Annotated in this window: 9 protein-coding genes; 4 read left to right on the top strand and 5 right to left on the bottom strand. The window is 68.3% G+C overall.

All coding sequences use genetic code 11. From position 1 onward, the window contains the following. Window positions 1–76 precede the first annotated feature (76 nt). Window positions 77–421: a hypothetical protein gene (locus SSP24_RS41295; protein WP_141316230.1), complete on the bottom strand. Its 345-nt coding sequence runs from the start codon at window positions 419–421 to the stop codon at window positions 77–79. 586 nt (window positions 422–1,007) lie between these two features. Between SSP24_RS41295 and SSP24_RS41290 the strand changes: the two genes are divergently transcribed. Both SSP24_RS41290 and SSP24_RS41285 read left to right on the top strand, forming a co-directional pair. After that, window positions 1,008–2,219 (top strand): serine hydrolase domain-containing protein, encoded by a 1,212-nt coding sequence (locus tag SSP24_RS41290; protein ID WP_141316228.1) that lies wholly within the window; start codon window positions 1,008–1,010, stop codon window positions 2,217–2,219. 182 nt (window positions 2,220–2,401) lie between these two features. Then, window positions 2,402–3,391 carry a Gfo/Idh/MocA family protein gene (locus SSP24_RS41285; protein ID WP_141316226.1) on the top strand — a complete coding sequence of 330 codons (990 nt, stop codon included), beginning with the start codon at window positions 2,402–2,404 and terminating at the stop codon, window positions 3,389–3,391. A 73-nt stretch (window positions 3,392–3,464) separates the two neighbouring features. On the opposite strand, the gene SSP24_RS41280 is transcribed toward SSP24_RS41285, so the two are convergent. From SSP24_RS41280 to SSP24_RS41265, 4 genes are all read right to left on the bottom strand, one after another. Then, on the bottom strand, window positions 3,465–4,925 hold the full coding sequence (locus tag SSP24_RS41280) for a GH1 family beta-glucosidase (protein WP_174864808.1): 1,461 nt from the start codon (window positions 4,923–4,925) through the stop codon (window positions 3,465–3,467). Window positions 4,926–5,002: 77 nt separating this feature from the next. Continuing rightward, complete coding sequence (locus SSP24_RS41275; RefSeq protein WP_141316224.1) at window positions 5,003–5,917, bottom strand: carbohydrate ABC transporter permease; 915 nt, start codon at window positions 5,915–5,917, stop codon at window positions 5,003–5,005. Between the two features lie 16 nt (window positions 5,918–5,933). Then, the gene (locus tag SSP24_RS41270) at window positions 5,934–6,950 is read right to left on the bottom strand and encodes a carbohydrate ABC transporter permease (RefSeq protein WP_141316222.1); all 1,017 of its coding nucleotides are present in this window, start codon (window positions 6,948–6,950) and stop codon (window positions 5,934–5,936) included. A gap of 101 nt (window positions 6,951–7,051) precedes the next feature. Then, window positions 7,052–8,365 carry an ABC transporter substrate-binding protein gene (locus SSP24_RS41265; RefSeq protein ID WP_141316220.1) on the bottom strand — a complete coding sequence of 438 codons (1,314 nt, stop codon included), beginning with the start codon at window positions 8,363–8,365 and terminating at the stop codon, window positions 7,052–7,054. 284 nt (window positions 8,366–8,649) lie between these two features. Between SSP24_RS41265 and SSP24_RS41260 the strand changes: the two genes are divergently transcribed. Continuing rightward, a complete protein-coding gene (locus tag SSP24_RS41260) occupies window positions 8,650–9,666 on the top strand; it encodes a LacI family DNA-binding transcriptional regulator (protein WP_141316218.1) in 1,017 nt (338 codons plus the stop codon). 240 nt (window positions 9,667–9,906) lie between these two features. After that, window positions 9,907–10,830, top strand: coding sequence for an alpha/beta fold hydrolase (locus SSP24_RS41255; protein WP_229866364.1), 924 nt, complete (start codon window positions 9,907–9,909; stop codon window positions 10,828–10,830). Window positions 10,831–10,882: the final 52 nt, after the last annotated feature.

Here is a 10,882-nt window from a genome sequence, read left to right as displayed (position 1 = left end):
CCTGTGGGTCATGAACCCGGACAAGCTCGCGCCGTACGTGGCCTCACTGCGGCAGGACGGCTGAGCGCCTCTCGATTCAGCCCAGGGCACCGGTGATCATCGCGCTGCACAGGCCGAACATCATCACGGTGAGGAGAGTTGTCGCAGCGTACGCGCTCCGGCGCAGTTGTGCGTAGCGCTTGGCATGGTGGTCTTCCACCGCTGTGACGTGGTCGGTGATGTGCCGCGTCATCATCCGGGACAGCTGGATCTGGTCTTCCACGTACCACCACTCGATCTCGGCCTTCTGTCCCTCGCTCAGCCCAGGCAGACGCGAGGCGAACTCGGCCGCACGGCTTTGAGCGGTACGGCGGTGGGCTTCCCAGAACAGGAATCCTTCAATTTCGGTCAAACCGCGTGCGGCTTCGTGGCCAGCGTCCACAAAGTCCTCCAGACAGGTAGAGCACCGTCGGTCTGCGCCGCGGTGCAAGGCGCGCGCGACGTAAGGAGATGACACCGACGGAGGAGGCCGCTGACGCCCACGGGCCGTCACCACAAGCCTCCGCAACATGAGAGAACAGCCCATTCGGGTGTGGAAACAACCCGAAATGACAAACGTTGTGACCGGCCACGGACACATGCACATCATCGACGCATGACGGCAAGCGTCGACGCTCTCCCCTCGCGGAGCACCGGATCAACACCGGAAATCAGCATATCCCGCTCTCAGTAGAGGCCGGAGAGGGGGGTGGCTGCACCACCGCCTAGTACGGTCCCCTGCGATCACCGCACGCATGACCTGATGAGGTCACACGCTATGAAACACACTGTTGTCGTAATACTATGCCCACGGTGCTGCGCCGGCCGAGAACCATGGCCCCCTTCTGTGCCCGCCCCCATTCGCACGAGCCACCACGTGCTTCGGTTCGACTGCCCGTGCGGGCCGTGCGGGCCGTGCGTGTACGCCAGTCGGACGTGACGCCCGGCCCGCGGGGCGCCTTCCACTCCTTCACAACAGAAAGATTCGGATGCGAATCAAAGACGTGAGCATGACGCTCGTCGGCTCCACCCTGATCGCCACTCTGGCGGCCTCCCCGGCCGTCGCCGACAGCACCGGCCTCCCCGCGCCCGACACTGCTGCGGTGCGCTCCGTTCAGGAGTCCGCCATGGCGCTGGGTGCGCCCGGAGCGCTCACCCGGATCGACGAGGGCTCGACCACCTACCGCATCGCTTCCGGGGAGGCGGACACCGCCGCCCACACCCGGATGGACACCGGCCGCAGGTTCCGCGTGGGCAGCGTCAGCAAGACCTTCACCACCGTGGTGCTGATGCAACTCGCCGCCGCGGGACGCGTGGACCTCGACGCCCCGGCCAACGACTACCTGCCCAAGGCGCTGCCCGACGACCGCATCACCGTGCGGCATCTGCTGAGCCACCGCAGCGGCCTGTACGACTACACCAACGAAATGTTCTACTACACCGTTCCGGGCTTCGAGGCTGTCCGTAACAAGGTGTTCAGTTACCAGGACCTCATCGACCTGTCGACCGCCCGTCCTCCGAACAACGCGCCGGGAGCGGCCTACAGCTACTCCAACACCAACTTCGTCGTGCTGGGGCACCTCATCGAGAACATCACAGGCCTGCCCATGGCCACCCACTACGAGCGGCGGATCTTCGGTCCCCTGCGGCTGAGGAACACCTCCTACGTCCACCCGAGGACCACCATCTCCGGGTCCTACGCCCGGGGTTACCTCCGCCAGGACGACACGACCCTTCCCCTGGTCGACTCCACCGAGCAGACCGTCTCGTGGGCACAGTCCGCAGGCGCGGTCATCTCCAATGCCGCGGACCTCAACCGCTTCTTCTCTGCGCTCGTCTCCGGGAAGCTCGTCCCCGCCGCGCAACTGGAACAGATGATGACCATGGTCCCGGTCAACGCGGACGGAAGCCAGTCCTACGGTCTGGGTCTGCGCGCCCGGAGGCTGTCCTGCGGCACCACGGTCTACGGACACACCGGCACCATGCAGGGCTACTACACCTACGCCTTCACCACCGCCGACGGCAGCCGCAGCATGACCTCCCTGGCCAACACGTCCAACAACGGCACGGTCAACACCACGCTCGGTGCGACACTGGAGGCCACATTCTGCGGAGACACCAGCGCCAGGACCGCATCCTCGTACGGATCCGGCACGGACCGATTCACCGAGGACATCGCACCCCAGGTCGTCCGCCGCTGAGCCAGCCCTCCGCCCGTGACGGCCCGGTGCGATCGGCGGCTCGCCGTACGCCGCCCTCCCGCCGGGCCGTCGCCGGGTCATACCGGCGGCCTCCGTCCCTTGACAACGGGCGGCGCCGCACATGAGCCTTGCACAGCCTGCTGGGAACGTTCCCACTCGGCGCCGCCACAGGAGGAACGCACGTGCACGACCGCTCCATCAGATGGGGAATCCTCGCAACGGGCCCGATGGCCGCAGCCTTCACCGAGGATCTCCGCACGATCCCCGGAGCGGACGTCGTCGCCGTCGGCTCCCGCTCCCAGGAGTCCGCGCAGGCCTTCGCCGACCGGTTCTCGATCCCCCGCGCCCACGGCAGCTGGCAGGAGCTCGCGGACGATCCGGACGTCGACGTCGTCTACGTCGCCACGCCGCACGCCCACCATCTCGCCGCCGCCACCGCCTGTCTCGAAAGCGGCAAGGCCGTGCTGTGCGAGAAGCCCTTCGCGCTCAACCGCGCCGAGGCCGCGTCGATGGTGGCCGCCGCGGAGCGCCGCTCGCTCTTTCTGATGGAGGGCATGTGGACCTTCGTGCACCCGCTGGTCCGCCGCGCCCAGGAGTTGATCCGCGACGGCCTGATAGGTGACGTGAGGTCCGTGCACGCGGACTTCTCCGCGCGGGTCCCGGCCGTCCCCGGCAGCAGACTGCGCGACCCCGCCGCGGGCGGTGGCGCGCTGCTCGATCTGGGCGCCTACCCCGTCTCGTTCGCCCACCTGTTCCTCGGTCCCCCGGACCACGTCTCGGCCTGGGCGCATCTGAACGACCAGGGCGTGGACGAGACCACCGCCATGGTGCTGGGGTACGGCAACGGGGCCGTGGCCGTGCTGTCCTGCTCCCTCTCCTTCGGCAGCGCGACCGGGGCCGTCGTGCACGGCACCGCCGGCCGCATCGAGTTCCCGGCGGACTTCTACAACCCCCGGCGGCTCGTGCTCCATCGCGACGGGCACGGCCCGCAGGTCGTCGAGGCGGAGCCGCAGATGGGCAACGGCTACGGCCACCAGGCCCGGGAGGTCATGCGGTGCCTGCGCGAGAAGCGGACCGAGTCCGCGCTCGTTCCGCTGAAGGGCAGCCTGGACGTGATGCACACGCTCGACCGGGTCCGCGAGCTCGTCGGGGTCCGCTACCCCGGCGAGTAGGAAGCACGTCGCGGAACGGCCGGTGGGCCGACGAGCACGGCACAAGCCCGCTCGCCGGCCCACCGGCCGTTACTCAACCGGCCGTCGTCTCCGTCACGGGCAGCACACCGGTGCGTGCGACGTCCGCGTACCAGCGGGCGCTGGCCTTCGGGATGCGCTTGCCGGTCGGGTAGTCGACGTAGACCGCCCCGAAGCGCTTGCTGTACCCGTAGCCCCACTCGAAGTTGTCGAGCAGGGACCACAGGAAGTAGCCGCGGACGTCGACGCCCGCCTCGATCGCCCGGTGCACGGCGGCGAGGTGGCCCTCCAGATAGGCGATCCGGTCGGGGTCGTTCACCTCGCCCTCGGGGTTGACGTAGTCGTCGAATGCCGCGCCGTTCTCAGTGATCACGAGGGGCAGCTGCGGGAAGTCGCCCTTGAGCCGCAGCAGCAGGTCGTGCAGACCCGTGGGGTCCACGGCCCAGCCCATCGCCGTGGTGGAGCCCGGAGGCAGGTGGAACGCCACGTCGTCGGCGCCGGGCCAGGGGCTGTGCGCGCTGTTGCCGTGGCCGTCGGACCCGTGGCTCGCCGCCGATGCGCCGCCCGAGACGAGGGTCGGGGTGTAGTAGTTGACGCCCAGGAAGTCGAGCCGCTGCCGGATCTCCTTGGTGTCGCCGTCCTTGACGAAGGACCAGTCCGTCAGCGACGCGGTGTCGCGCAGCAGGTCCTCCGGGTAGGCGCCTTCGAGCATCGGGCCGGTGAAGACGCGGTTGGCGAGGGCGTCGATACGGCGCGCGGCGTCGACGTCCCGCTCCTCGTCGGAGAAGGGCCGTACGTGGTGGATGTTGAGTGTGACCGAGACCTGTGCATCGGCCGGCAGGTGGGCGCGGAGCGCCTGAACGGCCTTGCCGTGGCCGAGGTTGAGATGGTGGGCGGCGCGCAGCGCGGCCACGGGATCGGTGCGCCCGGGCGCGTGGACCCCTGAGGCGTAGCCGAGGAAGGCGCTGCACCAGGGCTCGTTCAGCGTGATCCAGGTCGGCACCCGGTCGCCCAGTGCCTCGGCGGCGAGTGCCGCGTACTCGGCGAAGCGCTCCGCGCTGTCACGCTCGGCCCAGCCGCCCGCGTTCTCGAGCTCCTGTGGCAGGTCCCAGTGGTAAAGGGTGGCGACGGGCTGGATGTTCTTCTCCAGCAGCTCGTCCGTGAGCCGGCGGTAGAAGTCGAGTCCCTTCTGCACGCTGGGGCCGCGGCCGGTCGGCTGGATACGCGGCCAGGCGAGGGAGAAGCGGTACGCACCGACGCCGAGGTCGGCCATGATGGCGACGTCCTCGCGCCAGCGGTGGTAGTGGTCGGTGGCGACGTCGCCGGTGTCGCCGTTGCGCACCTTGCCCGGAGTGCGGGAGTAGGTGTCCCAGATGGAGGGGGTGCGCCCGTCCAGGGTGGCGGCGCCCTCGATCTGGTAGGCGGCGGTGGCGGTGCCCCAGGTGAACGACGGGGGGAACGTGAGTGCGGTGCGGGCCTCGGCCTGGGGCACGACGCGTCCGGCAGCGATTACCACGAGGGTCCTTCCGAAAAGGTGCAGTCAACGGGTGACGAGGAGATGGGGAGGGGGCACAGGGTGCTGGGGGTGTCCTGCTATCCCTTGACCGCTCCCTGCATGATGCCGCCGACGATCTGGCGTCCGAAGACGATGAACATCGCGAGCAGGGGGAGGGTGCCGAGCAGGGCGCCGGCCATGATCAGCGACTGGTCGCGGACATAGCCTGCGCTGAGTTGGGTGAGGGCGACGGGGACCGTCGGGTTGGTCATGTCCAGCACGATGAACGGCCAGAAGAAGTCGTTCCAGGCGTGCACGAACGTGATCATGAACAGGACGGCCATCGCGGGCCGGGCGACCGGCAGCACGATGCTCCAGAAGATGCGGAGCGAGTGCGCGCCGTCCACACGCCCGGCCTCGACGAGTTCGTCGGGCAGAGCATCGGCCAGGTACTGGCGCATGAAGAAGACGCCGACCGCGCTGACCAGGGTCGGGAAGATGACGGCGGGCAGCTTCTGGCCCCAGCCGAGGTCGGTCATCATCATGAAGAGCGGCACGACCGCGAGCTGCGGCGGCACCAGCATCGTCCCGATGACCAGCGTGAGAAGGATGTTGCGGCCCTTGAAGCGCAGCTTGGCGAAGGCGAAGCCGGCGAGCGTGGCGAACAGAACGGTGGACAGGGCGATGGTGCCGGCCACGATCAGGCTGTTCATCATGGCCTTGCCCAGCGCCGCGTCCTGCCAGGCCTTGCCGAGGTTCTCGAAGAGGTGCGGACCGGGCAGGAACGGCGGCGGGGTCTGCGTGACACGCGTGTTGTCGGACGAGGCAGCCACCATCGTCCAGTAGAGCGGGAAGAGCGAGAGCACCGCCGCGACGGTGAGCAGGACATAGGTGGCGGGGCCGGCGTGGTGCTGGCGGCCCGCGCCGATCGCCGCGGGCAGCCGGAGACGGCGGCGCCTGCCGGGCGTGGTCGGTGTCACGTCCCGGCGGGCCTGGAGAGTGTCGGTGGTCATGGTGGGCATCTCCTGGTCAGGACGAGCGCGACGAGCGCCGCTTGAGCAGGCGCTGCAGGGCGAAGACGAGGATGAGCAGCAGGAACATCGCCCACGCCACCGTGGCCGCCCGGCCCATCTGGTAGTTCTTCCAGCCCTCCTCGTAGAGCAGCAGTCCGAGGGTCTGGTACTGGTTGTCGGCTCCGCCTGTGATGCCGTTGGGGCCCTGGCCGAAGATCAGGGGCTCGCCGAAAAGCTGCGTGGAGCCGATCGTGGAGAGCACGATCGTGAAGACGATGGTGGGCCGGATACCGGGAATGGTCACCTTGAGGAACTGCTGCCAGCGCGAGGCCCCGTCGATCGCGGCGGCCTCGTAGCGGTCGCGCGGGATGGCCTGCATGGCGGCGAGGTAGAGCAGGGCGTTGTAGCCGGTCCAGCGCCAGATGACGATCGTGGAGATCGCGATCTGCGCCGCCCACTTGTTGCCCTCCCAGTCGATGTTGTCGACACCGACCAGGCTCAGCATCCAGTTGATCATGCCGAAGTCGCGCTCGAAGAGCATGGTGAAGACGAGCGCCGCGGCGCCGACCGACGTCGCGTACGGCGTCAGCGCTGCCACCCGGAAGAACGTCGAGCCGCGCAGCCGGTAGTTGAGCAGGTGCGCGAGTCCGAGCGCCATGAGCAGCTGCGGAACGGCGGAGAGCACACCGATGGTGAAGGTGTTGGACAGGGCGTTCCAGAAGCGCTCGTCCTTCACCAGGGCGACGTAGTTGTCGAACGCGACCCACTCCATCAGGTCCATGGAGGCGAGCTCGGCGCGGTGGAACGAGATCCAGGCCGTGTAGATGAGCGGGTACAGGCTGAAGGCGGCGAAGACGACGAAGAACGGGACGATGAAGGCGTAGGGCGCTCCGTGCAGGTCCAGGCGGTGGAGCAGCGTGCTCCGCCGGCCGGTCCGTCGTCGCCGCTGGCTCCCGTCGGCGGGCCGGACAGGACGTTCCTGCTCTTCGGTGGGCGGTTCGCCGGCCGCCGCGGTCGGGGTCTGAGTGGCCACCAGGGGTCCTTACGTGGAACGTGGGCGGGCTGGGCGTGCCCCGGCGGCCGTCGCGCACACGGGTCGTGCGCGGGTGGTGGCCGCCGGGGCTGCGGGGGACGTCAGCCGACGGCCTTCTCGATGCGCTCGTCGGTGGTCTTCCAGGCCTTGTCGGGGCTCTGGTTCTGGGACTCGATCAGGCTCAGCCCCTGGGAGAAGATGTCCTTGATCGTTCCGTCCTTGCGGCCCAGCACCTGCTCGTCCGGTATCTCCTGTGCGGCGGCGCCGAAGATCTGGCCGATGGGGGCGCCGCTGAAGTACTCGGACTTCGCGTTCGCCACCTGGGGCGCCTCCAGCGCCTTCTGCGAGGAGGGGAAGTTGCCGATCTTCTCGAAGAGGCGGGCCTGCTGCTCAGGGGCGGTGAGCCAGGCGACCAGCTTCTTCGCCTCTTCCTTGACGGGGCTCTTCTCCATCACACCGAGGAACGAACCGCCCCAGTTGGCACCCTTGGGCGCCTTGGCGACGTCCCACTTGCCCTTGTTCTGCGGGCCGGCCTTCTCGCTGATGTGGGCGAGCATCCACGCCGGGCACACGGTGGTGGCGAACGTGCTGTTGGCCAGGCCCGGGTCCCAGCCGGGCTGGAACTGCCGGAGCTTCGCGGTCAGGCCCGAGGTCGCGGCCTCGGACGCCAGGTCCCAGGCCTCGGTGACGACAGGGCTGTCCTTGTAGACCAGCTTCCCGTCCTTGTCGTAGAACTGTTGGGAGTTGCCGTAGATCATCGCGTTGAACAGGCCGCTGGAGCTGTCCATGAAGGCGACCTTGTCGCCCTTGAAGCCGTCCTTGAACTCCTTGCCCGCCGCGACGAACTTCGCCCAGTCGCCGTCCCACAGCTTGGCGACCTGCTCGCGGTCGGTGGGGAGCCCTGCCTGCTCGAAGAGGTCCTTGCGGTAGCAGACGGCCATGGGGCCGATATCGGTGCCGAGGCCGATCACCTTGCCGTCCTTGCCGGTGACCTGGCTCAGCTTCCACGGCAGGAAGTGGTCGGTGCCGGAGACCTTCGACAGGTCGACGAACTTGTCGGCCTGAGTGTCCACGAGCTCCTTGGCCCGTCCGATCTCGATGCCCTGGATGTCCTTCAGGCCGCTGCCGGCCGCGAGGTGCGTCTGCAGGGCCGTGTAGTAGGTCTGCTCGTCGCCCGCGACATCGGCTTCGATCCGTACGTCCGGGTTCAGCTTCATGTACTCATCAAGGAGTCCGGTCTCCTTGAAGCCCATGACGCCGAACAGGCCCATGGTGATCGTGGTCTTGCCGTCCTTGACGCCCCCACCGGTCCCACCGGTGTCGCCGCCGCCGCATGCGGAGAGAAGACCGAGAGCTGCCACTGCCGATATGACGGCGGTGCCTCTCGTACGCAACAGCTTCCGGGTGCTCTTCATGTGTGTGTGTCCTCCCAGGCGGCGCCGACGCACCGGAGTACGGACCAGCCGTCCTGCCGACTGACCCGAGCAGAGAATGGGAACGTTCCCAACCGAAGGTGGGAACGTTCCCACCAGGTGCCGGAAGATTGACCGTTGAACGAGGCTTGTGTCAAGAACTTGAATCCAATTCGTTTCCGGACGATGGCCTGAGGGCCATCGGCGCACCGGTCCGTCCGGTGCAGGTATCTGGCACAATGCGCTGGCGAACGGCGCGCAACCGCCGGTCGGACGAGGAGAGGGACATGGGGGCACAGCAGCGGCCGACCATCAAAACCGTGGCCGCGCGGGCGGGAGTGGGGCGCACGACGGTTTCAAGGGTCATCAACGGCTCGCCGCTCGTCAGCGACGAGGCGAGGGATGCCGTGCTCGCCGCCATAGCGGAGCTGAAGTACGTGCCGAACTCCGTTGCCCGCGGTCTGGTGACGCGGCGTACCAACTCGGTCGCGCTGGTGATCCCGGAATCCGAGAGCAGGCTCGGGGCCGAGCCCTACTTCTCGGCCGTGATCAGGGGCGTGAGCACCGTGCTGACCGCCACCAGGACCCAGCTCCAGCTGGTGCTCGTCCGCGACAGCGGCGAGCGCGACCAGCTCACGGACTGCGTGGCGGAGCGCAGGGTGGACGGCGTTCTCCTGGTCTCCGTGCACGAGGACGACCCGCTGCCGGGCATCCTGGAGCACCTGGGCCTGCCGACGGTGCTGGCGGGCCGCCGCTCGCCCGCGGAGTCGCTCAGCCATGCGTGCTCCGACAACCTGGGCGGCGGGAGGGAGGCCGGGCGGCATCTCATCTCCCGCGGCCGGACCGCGATCGCCACCATCTCCGGGCCGCTCGACATGGATGTCTCCCGAAGCCGGCTGCAGGGCTGGAAGGACGCTCTCGAAGAAGCGGGCATCGAGCCCGACGAGCGCCTGATCGCCACGGCCGACTTCACGGAGGAGGGCGGAATGCTCGCGATGCGTTCGCTTCTCGAACGCGCGCCGGACCTCGACGCCGTGTTCGCGGCCTCGGACGTCATGGCGGCCGGAGCCATGCTGGAGCTGCGCCGGCAGGGACGGCGCGTGCCGGAGGACGTCGCGGTCGTCGGATTCGACGACTCGTACATCGCCCGCTACGCCTATCCCTCGCTGACGAGCGTGAGCCAGCCGGTGGAGGAGATCGGCGCCACCATCGCCCGCCTTCTCCTCGACGAGATCGCCGATCCGGGCGCACCCCGGCAGCACATCACGCTGCCCACCGAACTGATCGTGCGCGACTCGTCCTGACCACGATGACATTGCGCACCGCCGGCTCACGGGAGACGTCTCCGTGGTCACCGTTCCCACCGTTGTGACACCGTCGCGCCAATCGCAGGACCGTGTGCAGCCGCGTCTCGATGGCTGAATTGCCCTTGTCACACCTCACGCAGTTACGCGGTCTCACGGGTGACTCGACGCTATGGCTCGTAGCGTGCGACGACTGAGATGAGGAACATCATGCCCCCTGTGAACGCCTCACGTGAGCCCATGACTCTCCCCCGCCTCACCGAAGACCCTGTGTCGCCGCTCTCCCCCGGCACTCACACGATCACTGTCCGGCACGGGTTGTCGCGCATCGAACAGCGCTACCACGTCGCCGGCACAGGCCCGGTGTGCATCGCCCACCCGGGCGGACCCGGCATCGGCTGGGAGTATCTGCGCATGCCGCAGCTCGAACGCAGTCTGACAATGGTCTACATCGAGCCGGTCGGCACCGGCGCATCCGGCTTCCTGGCCGATCCTCGCGCATACACCGTGACCACGTACGCGCATTTCCTGCGCGCTGTGATCGAGCACCTCGCGCTACCGGACGTCGTGCTGCTCGGCCACTCGCACGGAGGGTTCGTCGCCCAGCGGTACGCGCTCGATCAGCCGGAGCGTGTCGAGGCTCTGGTCCTGTACGACACCTCGCCGGTGACGGGCGAGGAGTTCTGGTCGGCCGCAGTCGCGAACCTGGAGCGATTCGTGCAGCGACACGTCGACGAACGCCCCGAGGTGGCCCGTTACGTCGCCGCTCTCACGACGCGGCTCGACCAGCTCACCGACGAAGGCGCGACTGCCGTGCTGCGCACGATCATGCCAGCTTACGTCTGCGACTACTGGGGCCGCGAGGAGGAGTTCGGGCCCGCCCGCCGGTCGCTGCGGATGTACGCTGCGCCCACCCGGGGCGACGGTCAGCCCTTCGATGTCCGCGATGAGTTGTCCGCTGTCGCGGCCCCCACGTTGGTACTGGTCGGGAGTGACGACTTCATCTGCGGGCCGCACTGGGCACGGATGATCCACCAGGGCATCCCCGAGGCCCAGCTCACGGTCCTGGACGAGACCGGTCACCTGGCGCACCTGGAGCGTCCGGAGGAATTCCGCTCTGTGATGACCGGATTCCTCGCGTTGGAGCGGGAGGACGCCCACTGAGCTCGGACGGGAGCAGCTCCGTCCGATGCCGAGTCGAGAGCCCTTCCCGCAC

Origin of the sequence: Streptomyces spinoverrucosus (genome assembly GCF_006539505.1) — a bacterium.
GTDB lineage: Bacteria > Actinomycetota > Actinomycetes > Streptomycetales > Streptomycetaceae > Streptomyces > Streptomyces spinoverrucosus.
Note: the sequence above shows the minus strand (reverse complement) of the source record. Positions and strands in the feature narration are given on the sequence as shown.

Bases quoted from the DNA above. Each gene is read 5' to 3' on its own strand.
- SSP24_RS41290 (WP_141316228.1), top strand. From the start codon at position 1,008: ATGCGAATCAAAGACGTGAGCATGACGCTCGTCGGCTCCACCCTGATC.
- SSP24_RS41255 (WP_229866364.1), top strand. From the start codon at position 9,907: ATGACTCTCCCCCGCCTCACCGAAGACCCTGTGTCGCCGCTCTCCCCC.
- SSP24_RS41265 (WP_141316220.1), bottom strand. From the start codon at position 8,365: ATGAAGAGCACCCGGAAGCTGTTGCGTACGAGAGGCACCGCCGTCATA.
- SSP24_RS41260 (WP_141316218.1), top strand. From the start codon at position 8,650: ATGGGGGCACAGCAGCGGCCGACCATCAAAACCGTGGCCGCGCGGGCG.
- SSP24_RS41275 (WP_141316224.1), bottom strand. From the start codon at position 5,917: ATGACCACCGACACTCTCCAGGCCCGCCGGGACGTGACACCGACCACG.